Raw genomic sequence first — 22,381 nt, forward strand, 5'->3', positions numbered from 1 at the left:
TGCAACTCGAATTTTGGGGTACAGACTGATGTCATTATCCGTGTGTGGCCGATGGCATGTCCTGTTTACGCTGATAAACGTTGCGATACGGGCAGTTGGCCGGCTTGCCGGGGCATACTGGCGCTTTTCAGCGTATTTCCCCACTTGCCATGTTCCTTTCCGGTTATTTTGCCTTTCAGGTCGTTCTGCCAGTAATTAAGCGTAAAAAAAGTACCCTAACTGTAACAAAAGCAGTGCGGGCGAGATAGGAAAATATCACGTTCTGAAAACGTATAACGACCTGTTTATTGGGAAAAGGTTGTGATTGCCGTCATATTTTACACTTGCTGACAGAACTCGACGCTGGATGACTTTTTTGCCCCCGAATGGTGGGGGCAAAATGCAGGAAAGGTATGGGGAAATTCAGGATTTGCCGTTGGTGATGTGATCGAGATGGACGACCGGATTTTCGGCGAACATGTAGCGATCGACATTAAATTCGAAGTCATCGGTAGTGGCGCGGAACAGCATCTGCTTGGTGTTCTCCAGGTGTTGCCACATCGCCAGTTTGGCGGCGTAAGGATCTTTGCGGATCAGCGCCTTAAGAATCTGATCATGCTCTTCGCACCAGCTTTCGATCGACTTGTCGTCGATATGTTCATGCAGCTTGCGCCAGTAAGGGTTGTGGATACGCTGGCTCCACATCTTTTCCACGATGGTGGCCATTGCCGAGTTCTGGGTAGCCAGCGCGACCTGTACGTGGAATTTCAGATCCCACTCCGAATCGCGGAAACGATCTTCCTGACGGGCGTTTTCCTGAATCTCCATCAGTTGGATGATGTCCTGCCGGGTGACCTGAGTGGCGGCGAACTCTGCGATATTGCTTTCTATCAATTGGCGCGCCTGCAGCAGCTCGAACGGCCCGGCGGTAAGAAAATCGGCGTCGCTGCCGTTGGCGGCCAGCAGATGGCGCTGTTGACTGGACATAACGTGAATGCCGGAGCCTTTGCGAACCTCCACGTAACCTTCCACTTCCAGCATGATGATGGCTTCACGTACCACGGTACGGCTGACGTTCATCTCTTCGGAAATATTGCGCTCGGCCGGCAACTTGTCGCCCACCGGATAAACGCCGTTCTCAATGCGTTGTTTCAATTCTGCGGCCAACTGCTGGTAGAGCCGTCTGGATTCTGTCAGTGCCATGATGCCTGCTCTTAAGATAGAGGACGCTCCCTGAGGCAACGTGCGTCACTGCGTCTATCTCGTTATGATGATTTCGTTAATGTAGACTGATATTCAGAGTAGATTTGTTATACCACCTACAGCGGACGGCGACCAACACCCACGTCACAGTTAGCTGTTGTGATAAACCCAGAGGAAAGGATTCATCCGGTATCCCATGATCATGATACCGGATGAATGGCGTGAAGCAGAAATTTGTCTGTTAGTGTTGCTGTGCGGCTTTCAGGTCGGTGCCGTTATTTCCCTCTTCGGAAGCCGGGTGGTTTTTCAGTACCGTCCAGATAACGATCGCGCCCAGCAGGTCGAAGATAGCCAGTACGGCGAACAGCGGGCTAAAGCCGATGGTATCGGCCAGCGCACCTACCACCAGGGCGAACAGGGTGCTGGCGGTCCAGGCGGCCATCCCGGTCAGACCGTTGGCGGTGGCCACTTCGTTACGGCCGAACACGTCGGAAGACAGGGTGATCAGCGCACCGGACAGGGACTGATGGGCAAAGCCGCCGACGCACAGCAGCGCGATAGCGATATACGGGCTGGTGAACAGGCCGATGGTGCCGGGGCCGATCATCAGCAGCGCGCCCAGGGTGACGACCAGTTTGCGGGAAACGATCAGGTTCACCTTGAAGTATTTCTGGAACAACATCGGCATATAACCACCAAGGATACAGCCCAGGTCGGCGAACAGCATCGGCATCCAGGCGAACATGGCGATTTCTTTCAGGTTAAAGCCATAGACTTTGAACATGAACAGCGGGATCCAGGCGTTGAAAGTACCCCAGGCCGGCTCAGCCAGAAAACGCGGCAGCGCGATGCCCCAGAACTGACGGTTGCGCAGAATCTGCCAGGCGGACAGTTTCTTGGCGTTGCCAACCTGATGCTGAGCTTCCTGACCGCTCAGGATGTAGTCGCGCTCTTCCGCGCTGAGTTTTTTCTGATCTTTCGGATGCTTATAGAAGTACAGCCAGCCGATTGCCCACACCATGCTCAGCGCACCGGTGATCAGGAACGCCATCTGCCAGCTGTGCGCCATGATAGCCCAGACCACCAGCGGCGGAGCCAGCATGCCGCCGATTGAAGAACCGACGTTGAAGTAACCGACCGCGACGGAGCGCTCTTTGGCCGGGAACCATTCGCTACTGGCTTTCAGGCCGGCGGGAATCATCGCCGCTTCTGCCGCACCGACCGCGCCGCGCGCGATGGCCAGGCCGCCCCAGCTGTTGGCCAGCGCGGTGCCGGCGCAGAACAACGCCCACAGGATAGCAAATACGGCATAGCCGACTTTAGTGCCCAGCAAATCCAGTACATAACCGGCAACCGGCTGCATGATGGTGTAGCAGGCTGAATAGGCCGCAATGATATAGGAATATTGCTGGGTGCTGATATGGAGCTGTTCCTGCAGTGTTGGCGCCGCTGCGGCAATTGCGTTACGCGTCAGGTAGCCCAGAACGGTACCGATGGTCACCAGTCCGATCATGTACCAGCGCAAGCCTTTGATCTTGAACATGTTAAATATCTCTCCGAGTTTAATTACCACAGCGGAACCTGTCATCGGTCTGCCGCGATAGGTGTAGACCACGCCGAAAGTGACGGGGCGCAGCTGCGCCCCGGTCAAAGCCTGCGGGAGTTGCCGCCTGACCGGTTGCCCTGCCGCCGGGCACGGCTGGCGGGCTGCGACGGCGATCCCGCCGCGCGCGTTATTGTTTTCCGGCGGGGATATCAACCCTGTTGACAATATTGAGATTGAATCCCCTCATCAGGCAGCGCTACAATAATTTGTCATACCAATTTAAAAGTTGAGTGATATCACAAAACCATTATTTTGATAGGGAATAAAATAACCCGGCCCACAGGAACCGCAGTCTGGCGAGGTGGAAGCGTAAAAATGGTGTGATGGGAAGCGATTTATGCCATTTTTGCGATCATGACCTCACTAATGGTGTCAGTTATCGCAGATAATTGGTGTGATATCTTTGTAAGCGTGACCGCATTTGGTTGGCAAATGTAGTGTGAGGAAGCGAACATGCCCCAGTTTTTAAGTGAAGATTTTTTGTTGGATACTGAGTTTGCCCGTCGGCTGTACCATGAATTTGCAGCGGATCAGCCCATTTTTGATTACCACTGCCATTTGCCGCCTGCGCAGATTGCCGAGAATTACCGCTTTAAAAACCTGTATGACATCTGGCTGAAGGGCGACCATTACAAATGGCGCGCCATGCGCACCAACGGCGTGCCGGAGCGTTTCTGCACCGGCGACGCCAGCGACTGGGAGAAATTCGAAGCCTGGGCCGCCACCGTACCGCATACCATCGGCAACCCGCTGTATCACTGGACGCATCTGGAACTGCGCCGTCCGTTCGGCATCACCGGCACCCTGCTGTCGCCGTCTACCGCCAAAGACATCTGGAACCGCACCAACGCCCTGCTGGAGCGTGACGAGTTCAGCGCGCGCGGCATCATGCAGCAGATGAACGTGAAAATGGTCGGCACCACCGACGATCCGATCGACGATCTGGTGCACCATAAAGCGGTCGCTCAGGATAAAACCTTCTCTATCAAGGTGCTGCCAAGCTGGCGTCCTGACAAGGCATTCAATATCGAACTGGCGACCTTTAACGATTATATGGCGAAGCTCGGTGAAGTGTCCGATACCGACATCCGCCGTTTCAGCGACCTGCAGGCCGCGTTGACCAAGCGTCTGGACCACTTTGCCGCACACGGCTGTAAAGTGTCCGACCATGCGCTGGACGTCGTGCTGTACGCCGACGCGGATGAAGCCACGCTGGATGGCATTCTGGCCCGTCGCCTGTCCGGCGCAACCCTGAGCGAACACGAAGTGGCGCAGTTCAAAACCGCGGTACTGGTGTGGCTGGGTGCCGAATACGCACGCCGCGGCTGGGTGCAGCAGTATCACATCGGCGCACTGCGCAACAACAACCTGCGCCAGTTCAATCTGCTGGGGCCGGATGTGGGCTTCGACTCCATCAACGACCGCCCGCTGGCGCAGGAGCTGTCCCGCCTGCTCAGCAAGCAGAATGAAGAAAACCTGCTGCCGAAAACCATCCTGTACTGCCTGAACCCGCGTGATAACGAAGTGCTGGGCACCATGATCGGCAACTTCCAGGGCGAAGGTATGCCGGGCAAGATGCAGTTTGGCTCCGGCTGGTGGTTCAACGACCAGAAAGACGGCATGCAGCGTCAGATGACGCAGCTGGCGCAACTGGGTCTGCTGAGCCGTTTCGTCGGCATGCTGACCGACAGCCGCAGCTTCCTGTCCTACACCCGTCATGAATACTTCCGCCGCATTCTGTGCCAGATGATCGGCCGCTGGGTGGAAGATGGCGAGGCGCCGGGCGACCTGCCGCTGCTGGGCGAGATGGTGAAAAATATCTGTTTCGATAACGCCAAAAACTATTTCGGCATCGAGTTATAACCAAAATAATTCGAGTTGCAGGAAGGCGGCAACCGAGGGAATCCCTGGGAGCTTACATCAGTAAGTGACCGGGGTGAGTAAGGGCAGCCAACATACCTGCAACTTGAAGTATGACGGGTATATAAGAAAAGGGAGGGCGGGCGCTATCGCGGGCCCGTCTGTCAATGTTGTGATTTCGGGCTGGCGCAGGGTGCTGAATCCGCCGCCCTGACGCTGTCGTGCTGACCTGACGCTGTCGTAATGATCTGACGGTTGTACCGACTGGCGTTTGTCCCGAAGTGTCGTGTTCTGAGGTAGCTTGTTAATGCAAACGCTGAATCGTCGTGATTTTCCTGGCCGTCGTCACCCTGACCGCGTCATCCAATTTGGCGAAGGCAATTTCCTTCGCGCCTTTATTGACTGGCAACTGGATCTGTTGAATGAACATACCGATCTGGATGCCGGCATTGTTGTGGTTCGTCCGATTGATACCGATTTTCCGCCCGCGCTGGATACCCAGGATGGCCTGTACACCACCATCATCCGCGGCCTGAACGAGCAGGGCGAAGCGGTGCGCGAGCCGCGCCTGATCCGCTCCGTTAACCGTGAAATCAATGTTTACCGCCAGTTTGACGAGTATCTGGCGCTGGCGCATGACGCCAACATCCGCTTTGTGTTTTCGAACACGACGGAAGCCGGCATCAGCTACCATGCTGACGATCGCCTGACCGACACGCCGCCGGCCAGCTTCCCGGCCAAACTGACCCGCCTGCTGTTCGAACGTTTTAACCATTTTAACGGCGCCGCCGACAAAGGCTGGGTGCTGTTGCCGTGCGAACTGATCGACTACAACGGCGAAAAACTGAAAGAGCTGGTGCTGCGTTACGCGGCGCAGTGGGAACTGCCGGCGGCGTTCACCGCCTGGCTGAACGAGAGCAACACCTTCTGCTCGACGCTGGTGGACCGTATCGTAACCGGTTACCCGCGCGCCGAAGTGGACGCGCTGCAGCAGGAACTGGGCTATCAGGACACCTTCCTGGATACCGCCGAGTACTTCTACCTGTTTGTGATTCAGGGGCCGCAATGGCTGGCGGAAGAGCTGCGCCTGAACAAGCTGAAACTGAACGTGCGTATTGTCGACGACATCAAGCCGTACAAAGAACGCAAAGTGGCGATCCTTAACGGCGCGCATACCGCGCTGGTGCCGGTAGCGTTCCTGGCCGGCCTGGATACCGTGGGCGAATCTCTGAACGATGCGCAGATCGGCAAGTTTGTCGAAACCACCATCGCCGAGGAGATCGTACCGGTGCTGGATCTGCCGCACGACGAGCTGGTGTCGTTCGCGCAGGCGGTGCTGAGCCGTTTCAGAAACCCGTTCATCCAGCATCAGTTGCTGTCTATCGCCCTGAACGGCATGACCAAATTCCGTACCCGCATTCTGCCGCAGCTGCTGACCTACCGCGAACGCCACGGCGCTTTGCCGAAACGCCTGACCTTCGCGCTGGCGGCGCTGATCGCTTTTTATCGCGGCGAGCGCAACGGCGACAGCTACCCGCTGCAGGACGACGCTCACTGGCTGGAGCGTTATGAGGTGCTGTGGGGCGGCGTGCGCGCCGGCACCACGTCGCTGGCGCAGGTAGTGAACGCGGTGCTGAGCGATGCGGAGCACTGGGAGCAGGATTTGACGCTGGTGCCCGGTCTGGCGGCGCTGGTCATCGAACAACTGCAGGCTATCGTTGAGCGCGGCATGCGTGACGCGGTGGCGGGTTATTGCTAATCGCATAAGGTTTTATCCATGCAGAGCATCATCAAAATTCATTCGTTGGACAATGTCGCCGTCGCCTTGCGCGATCTGGCGCAGGATGAAACGGTGTCGGTTGGCGATATCTCCCTGGCGTTGCCGCAGCCGGTAGCGCGCGGGCATAAGTTCGCCCTCAGGCCGATTGCGTCCGGCGAGATGATCGTGAAATACGGCCTGCCCATCGGCCACGCGCTGGTCGCCATCGCGCCCGGCGAGCACATCCACTCGCAGAACGCCAAAACCAATCTGAGCGATCTGGACGAGTACCAGTACCAGCCGGAGTTCATCGATCTGCCGGCGCAGCTGGCGGATCGCGAGGTTCAAATCTACCGTCGCAAAAACGGCGACGTCGGGATCCGCAACGAACTGTGGATCCTGCCGACCGTCGGCTGCGTCAACGGCATCGCCCGTCAGATCCAGCAGCGTTTCCTCAAGGAAACCAACGATGCGGAAGGTATCGACGGCGTTTACCTGTTCACTCATCCGTTCGGTTGTTCCCAACTGGGGCAGGACCACGAAAACACCCGCACCATGTTGCAGAACATGGTGCGTCACCCGAACGCGGGGGCGGTGCTGGTCATCGGTCTGGGATGTGAGAACAATCAGGTATCTGCGTTCCGCGATACGCTGGGCGAGTTCGATGCCGATCGCGTCAACTTTATGATCTGCCAGCAGCAGGAAGATGAAGTGGAAGCCGGTCTGGAACGTCTGCACCAGTTGTATCAGGTGATGCGCGACGATCGCCGGGCACCGGGCAAGCTCAGCGAGCTGAAGTTTGGTCTGGAGTGCGGCGGTTCGGACGGTCTGTCCGGCATTACCGCCAACCCGCTGCTGGGGCGTTTCTCGGATTACCTCATCGCCAACGGCGGCACCACCGTGCTGACCGAGGTGCCGGAAATGTTCGGCGCCGAGCGCATCCTGATGAGCCGTTGCCGCGACGAAGCTACATTCGAGAAAACCGTGCACATGGTCAATGATTTCAAACAGTATTTCATTGAACATAACCAGCCGATCTACGAAAACCCGTCGCCGGGCAACAAGGCCGGCGGCATCACCACGCTGGAGGAGAAATCCCTCGGCTGTACCCAGAAAGCGGGGCAGAGCCAGGTGGTGGACGTGCTCAAGTACGGTGAACGCCTGCATACGCCGGGGCTGAACCTGCTGAGCGCGCCGGGTAACGATGCGGTAGCCACCAGCGCGCTGGCAGGCGCCGGCTGTCACATGGTGCTGTTCAGTACCGGTCGCGGTACGCCTTACGGCGGCTTTGTGCCGACGGTGAAACTGGCGACCAATACCGAACTGGCGCAAAAGAAACCGCACTGGATCGACTTTGACGCCGGGCGTCTGATTCACGGTATGTCGATGGATGAGCTGCTGTCGCAGTTTGTCGATCTGATCGTTGAGATCGCCAACGGCAAGCTGGCGAAAAACGAGATCAACGATTTCCGCGAACTGGCGATCTTTAAAAGCGGTGTGACCTTGTAAAGCGGATCATGACAAACTCGATCGTTATCAATACGGTCGTTGTAAATCTAAACGATTCCAAATAAAATAAAACGGCGTTTCATTATTTGAACGCCGTTTTTTTCGTAATGGCGCTTTTAAGGCAGGGATCATGACATCTTACGTGTTTGCTCAGGCAGTTGGCGTACTGGCCTTTCTGGTCGGTATCACTATGTTTTTCAACCGCAGTGAAAAGAAATTTAAAATCCAGCTCTCCGCCTACAGCGCGGTTATCGCTTGTCACTTCTTCCTGATGGGAGCGAACGCGGCCGGTATGAGCGCCATGCTGAACTCGGGTCGTACCCTGATCACCCTGAAAACCAACAATATCGCGGTGATGTTCGTGTTTATTACCCTGACGCTGGCGCTGGGTCTGCCGGGCGTGAAACACCCGATGGAACTGTTGCCGATCATCGGCACCGTGTGCAGCACCTGGGCGCTATTCCGGGCTCATGGATTGGCGATGCGCGGCATTATCTGGTGTTCAACCTCACTGTGGGTGATACACAACATCTGGCTGGGGTCGATCGGCGGGTCGCTGATTGAAGCCAGTTTTCTGGTGATGAACGGATACAACATCGTTCGTTTCTGGCGTATGCAGCGTAACGGCATCGATCCGTTCAAGATGGATGAGCACTCGTCTACCAAGAGCGCCTGAGAAAAAAGCCCCGCGGCTGCGGGGCTTGCGTTAACAGACGACGCTATCAGCGCCCGGCGCGGCGATTCACCCAGATGTTGATCAGGATGGTTGTCAGCAGGATCGCGGCCACCACGCTGAGCGAAATGGCGACCGGAATGTGGAACAGATCGATCAGCATCATCTTGATGCCGATAAAGACAAGGATCACCGCCAGCCCATATTTCAGCATCGAGAACTTCTGCGCCACCCCGGCCAGCAGGAAGTACATGGCGCGTAGCCCCAGAATGGCGAACAGGTTTGACGTCAGCACGATGAACGGATCGGTGGTGACGGCGAAAATGGCCGGGATGCTGTCTACCGCGAAGATCACGTCGCTGATTTCCACCATCACCAGAACCAGAAACAGCGGCGTGGCGTACCACAGGCCGTTCTGGCGGATAAAGAAATGCTCGCCTTGCAGGTCGTCGGTCATCCGCAGGTGGCTGCGCAGCCAGCGGACCACCGGTTTATCGCCGATGGCGGTGTCGTCCGCTTTCGCCAGCGCCATTTTGAGGCCGGTGAGCAGCAGGAACGCGCCGAACAGATACAGCAGCCACTGGAACTGGGAGACCAGCCAACTGCCGGCGAACACCATGATGGTACGCAGCACGATCGCCCCCAGCACGCCGTACACCAGCACCCGGCGCTGATACTGGGCGGGGATGGCAAAATAGCTGAACAGCATCAGCCAGACGAACACGTTGTCGACGGCCAGCGCTTTTTCGATCAGATAACCGGTAAAGAACGCCAGCGCCTGAGCATCCGCCACCTCACGGCCCATCGTGCCGGTGAGATACCACCAGAAACCGGCGTTGAACAGTATTGAGAGTGTGACCCACACCAGCGACCAGACGGCGGCCTGTTTGAAGGTCATGACCGTGGAGCCTTTCTTACCCTGATAAAACAGGTCGATGGCGAGCATGACCACCACAATGATTGCGAAGCTGCCCCACATCAGGGGGGTACCTATAGTTACCATAACAGTATCCCTTAGAACCTATCCCATCCGGGTTGGCTCTGTCGTCAGAAAACAAAACGGCCTGTGTCAGAAGGCACAGGCCGTTTGCTATTAAGCTGCAAATAGACCTCGCCTTCTGGCAAGGTCTCACTTACAACTTAATGCGGAATAGTCATTAAGGTTGCCTGGTAACCGAGTGCTATTGCACTGTAATGACGATTGACCAGCGAAAAGTTACTCCCCTTTGCAACACCAAAGATAGGATAGTTCCTGTACAGGGTCAAACAATTCCGCTGGCGCTTTATCCCGCGAAGGCATCGCTGCAAATGACGTCTACGCTAGTGGATGAATAGGCCGCCGGCGTGACGAACTCTCGGCGATTCGACAGGAAAACCATTTACTGCGACGCCGTTTTAAGGGATAAACAGCGCCAGATTTTGTATTGCAGGAGAGGCCATGAGCCAACTTGATCTGGAAACACATAGCCTGACGCTGGTTCGTTACCCGCAGTCCGATCGCGAGTCACCGTTGCAGGCGTGGGAAGCGGCGGATGAATATCTGCTGCGGGAGTTGGCCGAGATGCCGATCGGGCCCGGTCCCCGGCTGATTTTCAATGATGCGTTCGGGGCGCTGGCCTGCGGCTTGCAGGCGCAGACGCCCTGCTGCATCAGCGACTCGTACCTGAGCCAACTGGCGACCCGGCATAATCTGTCGCTTAATGGGTACGCGCCGGAATCGGTCACCCTGCTGGACAGCCTGGCGCCGCTGCCGGACGCACCGGCGCTGGTGGTGCTGAAAGTACCGAAAACGCTGGCGTTGCTGGAACATCAGCTACGGCAACTGCGTGAGGTGGCGACGCCGCAGACCGTGGTCATCGCCGGCGCTAAAGCGCGGGATATCCATACTTCGACGCTGCAACTGTTCGAGCAGATTCTGGGGCCGACCCGCACCTCGCTGGCCTGGAAAAAGGCCCGGCTGATTCACTGCCAGCCGGAGCCGCGTACTGTTGATGAACAACCGGTGATGACGGTCTGGCCGCTGGACGGCACGGATGATCCTACCCACCACTATCACATTCACAACTACGCCAATGTGTTTGCCCGCGGCGGGCTGGATATCGGCGCCCGTTTTTTCATGCAGCATTTACCGCAGCAACTGGACGGCAAGATTGTCGATCTGGGCTGCGGCAACGGCGTCATCGGCCTGACCGCGCTGGCGCTGAACCCGCAGGCCTATGTCAGCTTTTTCGACGAGTCCTATATGGCGGTGGCCTCCAGTCGGCGCAATGTGGAATACAACCGGCCGCAGGATATGGCGCGCAGCAGTTTTGTGGTGAACCATGCGCTGGCGGGCGTCGGGCAGGACAGCCTGCAGGCGGTGCTGTGCAATCCGCCGTTCCATCAGCAACAGGCGATTACCGATGATATCGCCTGGCAGATGTTCCTTGATGCGCGCCGCTGTCTGGCAGTTGGCGGAGAGTTGCGGATCGTTGGCAACCGCCATCTGGACTACTTCCACAAGCTGAAGCGGCTGTTCGGCAATTGCGAAAACGTCGCTAGCAATGCGAAGTTCGTCGTGCTGCGGGCGGTGAAAACCCGCAGTCGCTAAGCGGCGTAGTCCCGCATGGCATTTGTTGTCGCGCGGGACTGTCATTATAATCCGCAGGTTACGTCAGCGAAGGAACCCCTATGTGTATCGAAGAGTTGGAAGCGCGGTTGGACAGCGCGCTGCAGGCGCTGGAAGCCAGCGTCAGCCGACAGCAACAGATCTGGCAGCGCGATTATCAGCATCTTCATTTGCAACTAGCGCAGGCTCGCCAGCGCGAAGCGGATTTGTGCGCAAGAATCAATGAGCTGGTTACCCGGGTCAACATGATGGATGAATCCCCCGAGCGCAATCCGTTGCTGCAGAAGATCAACCTGATCCGCGCCCACCTCGATGCGCTAGCCAACGAAGCCGCTGCGTTTTATCGTTCTCTGCCCTGACGAACGGTCAGGGCCGTTCTATTTTATTTTCGGTATTATCATTTAGGTTGATTATATTTGTTTTTTATTTTTTATGGCAACATTGATATTTTATTTATAATTTAATTATCTTCTTTTTCATTCGTCTTTTTTATGTTTGTTTTATTTAAAGAAATTATATTGGCCGTTGTGTGGCGGATGAGTCAATACCAAAATAATGAGAGTCATCAATTCCTGTTGTAGGGTGAATATGTCTGCAACATCAGGCGAGAAAAAAGAGAATTCCTCTCTTTTTATTCATTCATCTATACCCTAAATAATTCGAGTTACAGAAAAGCAGCAACCGAGTGCATCCTCGTGAGCTTATTCTAGTCAGTCACCAGGGTAATCAAACGCAGCCAACGCACCTGTAACTTGAAGTATGGCGGGATATTTCGACAGGAGCATTATTATGGCCTATCCAACTACAGGCACATCCGGTATGGTCGGTTTTGCAAAATCGGGCAGCACCACCGGTGGCACAGGCGGCAGCGTGGTTTCTATTACCAGCCTGAGCGACCTGAAAACCCACGTGGCGGGAACGGATGCGAAAATCCTGGTGATTAACGCCAATATCAGCGCCAGTTCATTAACCAAGGTAACGCTGGGGGCGAATAAATCGATTATTGGTTCTTATGGCAGTAATACGCTGACTAATATTCATTTTCGCAGCGCGTCGAGTTCGAAGAATATTATCTTTCAGAACCTGACGTTTAAACACACCAGCACCATTAAAGGTAATGATGATATTCAGGTTTACCTCACGCACGGCAATAAATACTGGCTGGATCATCTCACTTTTCCCGGCCACGATTATACGCTGACCGACGGCGGGCTGGATAAACTGATTTATATCGGAGAAAAAGCCGATTACATCACCATAAGTAATTGCCTGTTCAAAAACCATGAGTACGGATTGATCTTCGGTTATCCGCAGGACGGCAGCAGCAATGGTTCCACCTACGACGGTTACCCGCACCTGACTATTTGCCACTGTTATTTCAGCAATATCTACGTGCGTGCGCCGGGGCTGATGCGTTATGGCTATTACCACGCCTATAACAACTTCATCGACAAATACCAACTGGGGTTCACGCTGGCGCAGAATGCCAAAATTGTGTCCGAATATAACTATTTCGGCACCACCACCAGCAGTAACAAAGGGATGCTGGACGACAAAGGGACCGGGACATTTACCGATACCGGCAGCACGCCGTCCATTACCAACCAGACCTCGTCGGCCAGCAAGTGGACGCCGTCTTCCAATTACAGCTACAAGCTGAAGACGGTTTCTGAAGCCAAAACCTTTACCCAGAAATACGCCGGGGTACAAAGCAGCAGCCTGACTTTCGGCGGATAAGCGATACTAACGGGCTGGCGACAGCCCGTTTTTACTCATTAGCTGATGGCTCCATGCCGGGTAGCTCAACACCTGATTGCTCAACCCTTGAACACGCCAGGTCTTAACGCTAAGGTAAGCGCCTCTCGGTCACCCAGGTTCAACCATGATTACCCTCGCTCTTATCGACGATCACCTTATTGTCCGTTCCGGTTTTGCCCAACTGCTGGGGCTTGAGCCCGATATGCAGGTGGTGGGGGAATTCGGCTCCGGGCGCGAGGCGCTCGCCGGGTTGCCGGGGCGAGGCGTGCAGGTTTGCATCTGCGATATTTCGATGCCGGATCTCTCCGGGCTTGAACTGCTCGGTCAACTGCCGAAAGGCATGGCGGTGATTATGCTATCGGTACACGACAGCCCGGCGCTGATAGAACAGGCGCTGAACGCCGGGGCGCGCGGTTTTCTCTCTAAACGCTGTAGCCCGGATGAGCTGATCGCGGCGGTGCGCACCGTCGCGGGCGGCGGCTGTTACCTGACGCCGGATATCGCGCTGAAACTGGCGTCGGGCCGGCGAGATCCGTTGACGCGTCGTGAGCGTCAGGTAGCGGAAAAGCTGGCGCAGGGGATGGCGGTGAAAGCCATTGCCGCCGAACTGGGGTTGTCGCCGAAAACGGTACACGTTCACCGGGCCAACCTGATGGAAAAACTGGGCGTCAGCAACGACGTGGAGTTGGCCCGCCGCATGTTTGATGGTTGGTGATGCGCCCGATTGCTACCTGGCTTATCGCCGTCTTCGCCAGCTGTTTTATCTTCTCCGCCGCGTGGTTTTGCCTGTGGAGCATCAGTCTGCATCTGGTGACGCGCCCGGATCTGGCCGCGCTGCTGTTTCCTTTCGGCCTGCGGCTGGGGCTGATGCTGCAATCGCCGCGCCGTTTCTGGCCGGTGCTGCTGGGCAGCGAGTGGTTGCTTCTGGTCTGGCTGGCGAAGGAAGTGGCGCTGGCGCATTTGCCGCTGCTGTTGACGGGCAGCGTACTGGCGCTGCTGCCGGTGATGCTGGCATCGCGGCGGGCGCGTCAGGATGACTGGCACACGCTGCTGTGGCAGGGCGGCGCGCTGATTGCGGCGGCGCTGCTGCAATCCCTGCCGTGGCTCGGCCGCGGCGAGGACGCGCTCACGGTGTTGCTGCTGACCCTGACCGGCGGACTGACGCTTTCGCCCACCTGTTTGCTTATCTGGCACTATCTGTCCAGTTCTACCTGGCTGCCGCTCGGGCCGTCGCTGGTTTCCCAGCCGGTGAACTGGCGCGGGCGCCATCTGCTCTGGTATTTGCTGTTGTTTGTCGTGAGCCTGTGGCTGCAACTGGGGTTGCCGGCGGAGCTGTCGCGTTTTACCCCGTTCTGTCTGGCGCTGCCGATCATTGCGCTCGCCTGGCACTATGGCTGGCAAGGCGCGCTGATCGCCACGCTGATGAACGCCATTGCGCTGATCGCCAGCCAGACCTGGCATGAACATCCGGTGGATTTGCTGCTGTCGCTGCTGGCTCAGAGCCTGACCGGGCTGCTGCTCGGCGCCGGCATCCAGCGCCTGCGCGAGCTGAACCTGTCGCTGCAAAATCAGCTGGCGCGTAATCGCCGTCTGGCGGAACGATTGCTGGCGACGGAAGAATACGTGCGGCGCGACGTCGCGCGGGAGCTGCACGACGACATCGGCCAGACCATCACCGCGATTCGTACTCAGGCGGGCATTTTGCAACGGCTGGCGCCGGAGAACCGCAACGTGCGGCAGAGCGGCGCGCTCATCGAGCAGTTATCGCTCGGGGTGTATGATTCGGTGCGCCGGCTGATGGGTCGCCTGCGTCCGCGCCAGTTGGACGATCTCACTCTGGAGCAGGCGGTGCGTTCCTTGATGCGCGAGATGGAGCTGGAGGCGAATGGCATCGTCAGCCATCTCGCCTGGCACATTGACGAAGCGTCGCTCGGCGAAGGGCTGCGGGTAACGCTGTTTCGCGTGTGTCAGGAAGGGCTGAATAATATTGTGAAACACGCCAACGCCAGCGCGGTGACGTTGCAGGTCTGGCAGCAGGGCGAGCGACTGACGCTGGTGATCGAGGACGACGGCGGCGGGCTGCCGCCGGGTTCCGGCGCGGAAGGCTTTGGCCTGCTCGGGATGCGCGAGCGCGTCACGGCGCTGGGCGGCACCTTGCAGCTTTCCTGTACTCATGGCACCCGTTTAACCGTCATCCTGCCGCTGCCAGCCAGCGAGGAGTCTTGATGTCCGGCTTTCTGAACATTCGTTTCCTGAATACGCGTTTCCTGAATACGCGTTTCCTTAAAATTCCCGCCGGCGCGCCGCCGCTGGCCGACCGTCAGGCCATTGATGAAGCCTACCGTTACTGGCGTCGGCATATCCTGATGACGCTATATCTGGGCTATGCGCTGTTTTACTTCACCCGTAAAAGTTTTAACGCCGCGGTGCCGGAAATCCTCGCCAGCGGGCTGATGGCGCGTACCGATATCGGGATGCTGGCGACGCTGTTTTACGTGACCTACGGGGCGTCGAAATTCCTCTCGGGCATCGTGAGCGACCGTTCCAATGCCCGCTACTTTATGGGCATCGGCCTGCTGGCGACCGGCGTGGTGAATATTCTGTTTGGCTTTTCCTCGTCGCTGTGGGCCTTCGCCGCGTTGTGGATGGCGAACGCCTTTTTTCAGGGCTGGGGCGCGCCGGTGTGCGCCAGGCTGCTCACCAGCTGGTATTCGCGCACCGAGCGCGGCGGCTGGTGGGCGCTGTGGAATACCGCGCATAACGTGGGCGGTGCGTTGATCCCGATGGTGGTGGGAGCGGCGGCGCTGCATTACGGCTGGCGCGCCGGGATGATGATCGCCGGTTCGCTGGCGATCGTCGCCGGGCTGTTTTTATGCTGGCGACTGCGCGACAAGCCGCAGACCCTCGGCCTGCCGAGCGTGGGCGAGTGGTGTCAGGATACGCTGGAGATCGCCCAGCAGCAGGAGGGGGCCGGGCTGTCGCGTCGGGAAATCCTGCATAAATACGTGTTCACCAATCCGTATATCTGGCTGCTGGCCTGCTGTTATGTGCTGGTGTACGTGGTGCGCGCCGCCATCAACGACTGGGGCAACCTCTACATGTCGGAAACGCTGGGGGTCGATCTGGTGACCGCCAACTCGGCGGTCACCATGTTCGAACTGGGCGGGTTTATCGGCGCGCTGGTGGCCGGCTGGGGATCGGACAGGCTGTTTAACGGCAACCGCGGCCCGATGAACCTGATCTTCGCCGCCGGCATTTTACTGTCCGTCGGTTCGCTGTGGCTGATGCCGTTCGCCAGCTACGTGATGCAGGCCGCCTGCTTCTTCACCACCGGTTTCTTCGTCTTCGGCCCGCAAATGCTGATTGGCATGGCGGCCGCCGAATGCTCCCACAAAGACGCCGCCGGCGCCGCCACCGGATTTGTGGGGCTGTTCGCCTATCTTGGCGCGTCGCTGTCCGGCTGGCCGCTGGCGCGCATCATGGATGTGTGGCACTGGAGCGGCTTTTTCGCGGTGATTGCGGTGGCCGCCGGCGTCTCGGCGCTACTGCTGTTGCCTTTCCTGCGTGCCTCGTCGCCGCGCGCCGCGGCCGACATAGCGTGATTCGCTTCACCCTTTTGCGCTGAATCGGCGAAAACCGGGAAAATTTCCTAGTTGAAGCAGGACGTTCCCTCAGGCCCGCATTCGCGGGCTTTTTTACAATTCATTCAAAATAAATCACTCAAAACAAATCATTCAAAGCGAATCACCCAAAACGAATTACCCAAAAACAAATCACCTAAAACAAAGCCCATGCGGGCGAGATAAGGCTGCAAGCCGTTTCGTCCTGTAAGAGGAAACATCATGCTCAACTTTTTAACCCAGGTGCGTCAACCGACGCTGGATCTGCCGCTCGATGTGCGGCGTAAAATGTGGTTCAAGCCGTTCATGCAGTCTTATCTGGTGGTGTTCATCGGCTACCTGACCATGTATTTGATCCGTAAGAACTTCAACATCGCGCAGAACGACATGATCAGCACCTACGGGTTGAGCATGACGCAGCTTGGCATGATTGGCCTCGGTTTTTCGATAACCTACGGCGTTGGGAAAACGCTGGTGTCCTATTATGCGGACGGCAAAAACACCAAGCAGTTTCTGCCGTTTATGCTGATCCTGTCCGCCATTTGCATGCTCGGTTTCAGCGCCAGCATGGGGACGGGGTCCGTGAGCCTGTTTTTGATGATCGCGTGTTATGCGCTGAGCGGCTTTTTCCAGAGCACCGGCGGGTCGTGTAGCTACTCCACCATCACCAAGTGGACGCCGCGCCGCAAACGCGGCACCTATCTGGGGCTGTGGAACATTTCTCATAACCTCGGCGGCGCGGGCGCGGCGGGCGTAGCGCTGTTCGGCGCTAACTACCTGTTCGACGGCCATGTAATCGGGATGTTTATCTTCCCGTCGATCATCGCGCTGATTGTCGGCTTCATCGGCCTGCGTTTCGGCAGCGACTCCCCGGAAGCCTACGGCCTGGGGAAAGCCGAAGAGCTGTTTGACGAGGCTATCTCCGAAGAAGACAAGGAGACGGAAGACGGCGCCATGACCAAATGGCAGATCTTCGTCGAGTATGTGTTGAAAAACAAAGTGATCTGGCTGCTGTGCTTCTCCAACATCTTTCTGTATGTGGTGCGCATCGGCATCGACCAGTGGTCCACGGTTTACGCCTATCAGGAACTGAAACTGCCGAAAGCGGTGGCGATTCAGGGCTTTACCCTGTTCGAGGCCGGTGCGCTGGTGGGCACGCTGCTGTGGGGCTGGCTGTCGGATCTCGCCAACGGTCGCCGCGGGTTGGTGGCCTGCATCGCGCTGGCGTTGATCATCGTGACGCTTGGCGTCTATCAACATGCCAGCAACCAGTATGTTTATCTGTCGTCGCTGTTTGCGCTGGGCTTTTTAGTGTTCGGCCCGCAGTTGCTGATTGGCGTGGCCGCCGTCGGTTTTGTGCCGAAGAAAGCCATCAGCGCCGCCGACGGCATCAAAGGCACCTTCGCCTATCTGATTGGCGACAGCTTCGCCAAGCTGGGGCTGGGCATGATCGCCGACGGCACCCCGATTTTCGGGTTGACCGGCTGGGCGGGCACCTTTGCCGCGCTGGACGCCGCCGCGATCGGTTGTATCTGCCTGATGGCGCTGGTAGCGGTGATGGAAGAGCGCAAAATCCGCCGCGAAAAACGCCTGCGTCAGGAGCAAGCCGCCTGATGACGCCGCCGCCGGTGCATTGCCGGCGGCGGGTGACGAGCCACGGCGCGGCGGCCTGCCAGCGGCTTTCACCGGTGGGCCAGCGCCGTTGCTCTGTTCTTCTGACCGGCCTCTTACGGAATATTTCCGCTTTCTCCACAATTGGCGCAATTGTGAATATCTCCCTTGCAAAGTTTTACCCTAGCCCCCGGTTAACTGAAATTCCCCGGCCTATACTGCATCGCAAAGGTTGACGCATTCCGGTGCGTTAATAATTAAAACCGTAACGTGAAGGAAGGTCTTATGTCTAAGTTAACTGCGATTGTGATTGCCTCTGCGCTGGCGCTGAGTAGCGCCGGGTTCGCCTACGCTCAGGATAATACCCCGCCGGATCAGGGCGCGCGTATGATGAAGCATCATGACGGCGAGCGCGGCATGGAAAAGAACATGATGTTCAAAGGGTTGAATCTGACCGATGAACAGCGCCAGAAAATGCGTGACATCATGGAGAACGCTAAACAGGACCGTGAGCGGCCTTCGGCTGAGGAACGCACTGAATGGCACAGCCTGATTGCCGCCGACAGCTTTGATCAAGCTAAAGCCGAAGCGGTGGCCAACAAAATGGCTGAAACCAGCAAAGCCCATATGCTGAAACGTCTGGAAATCCAGAACAAGATGTACAACGTGCTGACGCCGGAACAGAAAAAGCAGTTCAACGACAACTTTGCCAAACACCTGAAAGAACCGGCGCCGGCAAAAGCGCCGCAATAACCGTCTAGCCTGATATACCCGAAACGCGCCTGCTGGCGCGTTTCGTTTTTATCGCCGCAAGCGCTCATCTTTCTGCGCGGTTTTTCTGCGCCAGCCTGGCCGACCGGCACACCGCTTTTGGCCGATCTCTTGCGTTCAGACAGGTTTTTCCCCATCAGCACTTTTCAATCGCCCGATCTTGCTCTATCAATAGCGCGTCATTGTGATTCAGGGAGTGCGGCTCATGGCGTTTTCCGCCTTAAAATCCATCCTTTTTCTGGCTGTGCTCAGCGTGCTGAGCGCCTGCAAACCGGGGGCGACCGCGGACAGCTCACGTCCGTTTACCACGTTTGAGGGTAAAACCATGGGTACCTTCTATAGCGTGAAGATCAGCGGAGAATTGCCGGAAGACCGGCAACAGTTGCAGCAGGAGATCGACGCCTTGCTGGAACAGGCCAACAACGACATTTCCACCTACCGTAACGACTCGGTGTTGTCCCGTTTTAACCGCGACACCGGTACTGACCCGCAGCCTATCGGCAATGGCATGGCGGATATCATTCTGGCCGCGCAGCGCATCGGCCGGGCGACAGGCGGGGCGATGGATATCACGGTGGGGCCGCTGGTCAACCTGTGGGGATTCGGGCCGCAGAAGCAGCCGGTGGCGATTCCCAGCCAGCAGCAGATTGATGATGCGCGACGGAAAGTGGGGCTGAACCACCTGCGCCTGATCAGCAATCATCAGGGCGAATGGTTGCAGAAAGATCTGCCGGGCCTGTATGTGGATCTGTCTACTATGGGCGAGGGTTACGGTGCGGACCTGCTGGCGCAACTGATGACCCGCAAAGGCATCACCAACTATCTGGTGTCGGTGGGCGGCGCGATTTCCAGCCGCGGCGTCAACGGTCAGGGGCAGCCCTGGCGGGTCGCCATTCAGAAGCCTACCGACAAGGAGAATGCCATTCAGGCGGCGGTAGACCTGCAGGGCTACGGCATCAGCACTTCCGGCAGCTATCGCAACTATTTTGAGCAGGACGGCAAACGCTATTCTCATGTCATCGACCCAGCCACCGGTCGGCCGATTACGCATCAGCTGGTTTCCGCCACCGTGATTGCCAGAACCGCGCTGGAGGCGGATGGCTGGGATACCGGGCTGATGGTGCTGGGCACCGAAAAGGCGCTGAAACTGGCGGAACAGCAAGGACTGGCGGTCTATTTGATCACCAAAACCGATAAAGGGTTTGAGGCCGTCATGACGCCGCAGTTCAAGGCGTTTCTGTTGCCGACGCCGTAATCAGACAACGAGCCTGATGCCTCTCATCAGGCTCGGTTAGTGCTGGATAATCCGGCGCCGCGCACGTACAATTCGCCCCGGCTACTTACTTATCAAATTCATATCTCCGCATCCTTCTTTTCAGAAGGCGCCATTTCCCATGTTTGTTAAGTGAGTCGTCATGAGTCATTTTATTCTTAATAATCAGCCTGTTTCGGCTGATGTTATTTCACAGCACCTTTCTCGTATGCAAGCGGCCGCCACCGACCGTCCGCTGACAATCCCCGAACGTATTTCCATTCTGAATCGCTGTATTGAATTGCTGAAAGCGCATCAGGATGAGCTGTGCGACGCCTACAGCCAGGATTTCGGCTACCGCGCTCCCGGCAACACGCTGATTTCCGATATTCTCGGCTCGATTGATGCGCTGCGCCACGCGGCGCGCCATCTGGAGCAATGGGCGGAGGAAGAGCAGGGAACCTCGCCGTTTCCCGGCACCCGGGTGGTGGTGGAGTACAAACCGCTGGGGGTGATTGGCGTCATGAGTCCGTGGAATTTCCCGCTGGTGCTCACGTTTGGCCCGCTGGCCGGGGTGATCGCCGCCGGCAACCGGGCAATGATTAAGCCCTCCGAACTGGCTGAAAACGGTAGTCGGCTGCTGTGTCGGCTGATTGCGGAACGGTTCGCCGAAGACGAAATCTCGACGTTGCAGGGCGGTGTTGACGCGTCAATACACTTCTCGTCGCTGCCGTTCGACCATCTGGTGTTTACCGGCAGCACCGCTACCGGCAGGCAGGTGATGAAGGCCGCGGCGGAAAACCTCACCCCGGTGACGCTGGAGCTGGGCGGCAAATCGCCGGTCATCGTGTCGCGCGGCAGCGATATCGTACTGGCGGCGCAGCGCATCATGACCGTCAAAACGTTTAATGCCGGGCAAATCTGTATTGCGCCCGACTATGTGCTGGTGCACCGGGATGATCTGCCGGCGTTGGTCGAACAGGCCTGCGTGTTTCTGCGCCAGACCTACGGGGCGTTTATCGAAAACCGCGAATACACCTCCGTGGTTAATGCCCGCCAGACCGCACGGCTGAAAGCGCTGCTGGATGACGCGCGTCATCAGGGGGCGACACTGGTGCGCGCGACGGAGGAGGTAGACGATTTGCCGCGTCGACGTATGGCGCCGACGCTGGTAATCAACCCGCCGCCCACCGCCCGCATTATGCAGGAGGAAATCTTCGGACCGCTGTTGCCGGTGATCGCCTACGACCATATCGAGCAGTGCCTGACGATCATCAACGGGATGGATCGTCCGCTGGCCGCTTACTATTTCGGCGAGAGCCCGCAAGAGATCGCGCAGATCCGGCACCGCACGCTATCCGGCGCGCTGGTGATCAATGACGTGATGAGCCATGTGCTGGTGCATGACATTCCGTTCGGCGGCGTTGGCGCGTCGGGGATAGGGGCTTATCACGGCGATATCGGTTTCAAACGGTTCTCGCACGCGCGGCCGGTGTTTTATCAGAGCGCCGGGGGAGAATCGAATCTGCTGATGCGTGCGCCGTTTGACGAAGTGTCCCGCCGGAGGGTGGCGCAATTAATCGACGAGGACATTGCCTGAGCGTAATCATTTATATGAGCCGCCATCAGGCGGCTTTTTTATATCGGCCCACTCTCAGGGTGGTAATAAATAACCGGGTTGTCAGATGCAATAGACTTACAAAAAACAAGGTTAATTATTAAAGGTATTCTGGAGCGAATAATAATGAACCGGTGTTTTATTTATTAAGCGTGATTGGTCATATTTAAGATTGCCCCGGCAGAGGCGGCTGACATCGTTCAACAGCGCATGGCCATGTGGCGTATGAGCAGTCTGGGCTGGCTTTGGTCTGGGTTCATGGCGCGGTAACCTGAAGAATATACCCGTCATACTTCAAGTTGCAGATGCGTTGGCTGCCCTCGCTCACCCCAGTCACTTACTGATGTAAGCTCCAGGGGATTCACTTGGTTGCCGCCTTCCTGCAACTCGAATTATTTAGGGTATAGCACGTATATTCGGGGGGCGGCATATTCAGGTAAATAAAGCGTTACTTTATTTTAACCGAATGTGAACGGTTTATTTTTTACTGAATCAGTATTTAAACAACGCTATGACATAATAGTGGAATATTAGTTAATTAACTAATTTGATTA

Annotated in this window: 17 protein-coding genes; 14 read left to right on the forward strand and 3 right to left on the reverse strand. The window is 57.0% G+C overall.

Translation table 11 applies throughout. The annotated features are described in order from the left end of the window. Nucleotides 1-402 precede the first annotated feature (402 nt). Both exuR and CPA59_RS02930 read right to left on the reverse strand, forming a co-directional pair. A complete protein-coding gene (gene exuR, locus CPA59_RS02925; protein ID WP_022632078.1) occupies nt 403-1,182 on the reverse strand; it encodes a transcriptional regulator ExuR in 780 nt (259 codons plus the stop codon). A 241-nt stretch (nt 1,183-1,423) separates the two neighbouring features. Continuing rightward, nucleotides 1,424-2,725 (reverse strand): MFS transporter, encoded by a 1,302-nt coding sequence (locus CPA59_RS02930; protein ID WP_107760760.1) that lies wholly within the window; start codon nt 2,723-2,725, stop codon nt 1,424-1,426. Between the two features lie 516 nt (nt 2,726-3,241). Between CPA59_RS02930 and uxaC the strand changes: the two genes are divergently transcribed. From uxaC to CPA59_RS02950, 4 genes are all read left to right on the forward strand, one after another. Continuing rightward, nucleotides 3,242-4,651 (forward strand): glucuronate isomerase, encoded by a 1,410-nt coding sequence (uxaC, locus tag CPA59_RS02935; RefSeq protein WP_038917774.1) that lies wholly within the window; start codon nt 3,242-3,244, stop codon nt 4,649-4,651. Nucleotides 4,652-4,955: 304 nt separating this feature from the next. Then, on the forward strand, nt 4,956-6,407 hold the full coding sequence (locus CPA59_RS02940) for a tagaturonate reductase (RefSeq protein ID WP_107758670.1): 1,452 nt from the start codon (nt 4,956-4,958) through the stop codon (nt 6,405-6,407). 18 nt (nt 6,408-6,425) lie between these two features. Continuing rightward, nucleotides 6,426-7,916: a UxaA family hydrolase gene (locus CPA59_RS02945; protein ID WP_038917776.1), complete on the forward strand. Its 1,491-nt coding sequence runs from the start codon at nt 6,426-6,428 to the stop codon at nt 7,914-7,916. A 130-nt stretch (nt 7,917-8,046) separates the two neighbouring features. After that, nucleotides 8,047-8,592, forward strand: a complete 546-nt coding sequence (locus tag CPA59_RS02950) for a YgjV family protein (protein ID WP_038662528.1) — start codon at nt 8,047-8,049, stop codon at nt 8,590-8,592. Nucleotides 8,593-8,638: 46 nt separating this feature from the next. Here CPA59_RS02950 and CPA59_RS02955 read toward each other — a convergent pair whose 3' ends face one another. Next, on the reverse strand, nt 8,639-9,592 hold the full coding sequence (locus CPA59_RS02955) for a TerC family protein (protein ID WP_107758671.1): 954 nt from the start codon (nt 9,590-9,592) through the stop codon (nt 8,639-8,641). A gap of 435 nt (nt 9,593-10,027) precedes the next feature. Here CPA59_RS02955 and rlmG point away from each other — a divergent pair, with 435 nt between their 5' ends. The 10 genes from rlmG to CPA59_RS03005 all read left to right on the forward strand — a co-directional run bounded on the left by rlmG (nt 10,028) and on the right by CPA59_RS03005 (nt 21,809). Then, entirely contained in the window at nt 10,028-11,179 is a 1,152-nt protein-coding gene (rlmG, locus tag CPA59_RS02960; RefSeq protein WP_107758672.1) for a 23S rRNA (guanine(1835)-N(2))-methyltransferase RlmG, read from the forward strand. A gap of 80 nt (nt 11,180-11,259) precedes the next feature. Further along, nucleotides 11,260-11,556: an MbeD/MobD family mobilization/exclusion protein gene (locus CPA59_RS02965; RefSeq protein WP_038917780.1), complete on the forward strand. Its 297-nt coding sequence runs from the start codon at nt 11,260-11,262 to the stop codon at nt 11,554-11,556. A 430-nt stretch (nt 11,557-11,986) separates the two neighbouring features. Next, a complete protein-coding gene (locus tag CPA59_RS02970; RefSeq protein ID WP_107758673.1) occupies nt 11,987-12,934 on the forward strand; it encodes a pectate lyase in 948 nt (315 codons plus the stop codon). A 145-nt stretch (nt 12,935-13,079) separates the two neighbouring features. Continuing rightward, a complete protein-coding gene (gene uhpA, locus CPA59_RS02975; RefSeq protein WP_038917784.1) occupies nt 13,080-13,670 on the forward strand; it encodes a transcriptional regulator UhpA in 591 nt (196 codons plus the stop codon). Further along, nucleotides 13,670-15,181 (forward strand): signal transduction histidine-protein kinase/phosphatase UhpB, encoded by a 1,512-nt coding sequence (gene uhpB / locus CPA59_RS02980; RefSeq protein ID WP_107758674.1) that lies wholly within the window; start codon nt 13,670-13,672, stop codon nt 15,179-15,181. Before uhpA ends, uhpB begins: the two co-directional genes overlap by 1 nt. Next, on the forward strand, nt 15,181-16,557 hold the full coding sequence (locus tag CPA59_RS02985; protein WP_107758675.1) for an MFS transporter: 1,377 nt from the start codon (nt 15,181-15,183) through the stop codon (nt 16,555-16,557). The genes uhpB and CPA59_RS02985 overlap by 1 nt, the downstream gene beginning before the upstream one ends. A gap of 240 nt (nt 16,558-16,797) precedes the next feature. Then, nucleotides 16,798-18,189 (forward strand): hexose-6-phosphate:phosphate antiporter, encoded by a 1,392-nt coding sequence (gene uhpT, locus CPA59_RS02990; RefSeq protein WP_107758676.1) that lies wholly within the window; start codon nt 16,798-16,800, stop codon nt 18,187-18,189. Nucleotides 18,190-18,471: 282 nt separating this feature from the next. Further along, nucleotides 18,472-18,939, forward strand: a complete 468-nt coding sequence (spy, locus tag CPA59_RS02995) for an ATP-independent periplasmic protein-refolding chaperone Spy (protein ID WP_038917787.1) — start codon at nt 18,472-18,474, stop codon at nt 18,937-18,939. Between the two features lie 223 nt (nt 18,940-19,162). Further along, complete coding sequence (gene apbE / locus CPA59_RS03000; protein WP_038917788.1) at nt 19,163-20,212, forward strand: FAD:protein FMN transferase ApbE; 1,050 nt, start codon at nt 19,163-19,165, stop codon at nt 20,210-20,212. Nucleotides 20,213-20,372: 160 nt separating this feature from the next. Beyond that, nucleotides 20,373-21,809: a coniferyl aldehyde dehydrogenase gene (locus CPA59_RS03005; protein WP_107758677.1), complete on the forward strand. Its 1,437-nt coding sequence runs from the start codon at nt 20,373-20,375 to the stop codon at nt 21,807-21,809. The last annotated feature ends 572 nt before the right edge of the window (nt 21,810-22,381 follow it).

Origin of the sequence: Dickeya sp. Secpp 1600, assembly GCF_003049805.1 — a bacterium.
GTDB lineage: Bacteria > Pseudomonadota > Gammaproteobacteria > Enterobacterales > Enterobacteriaceae > Dickeya > Dickeya fangzhongdai.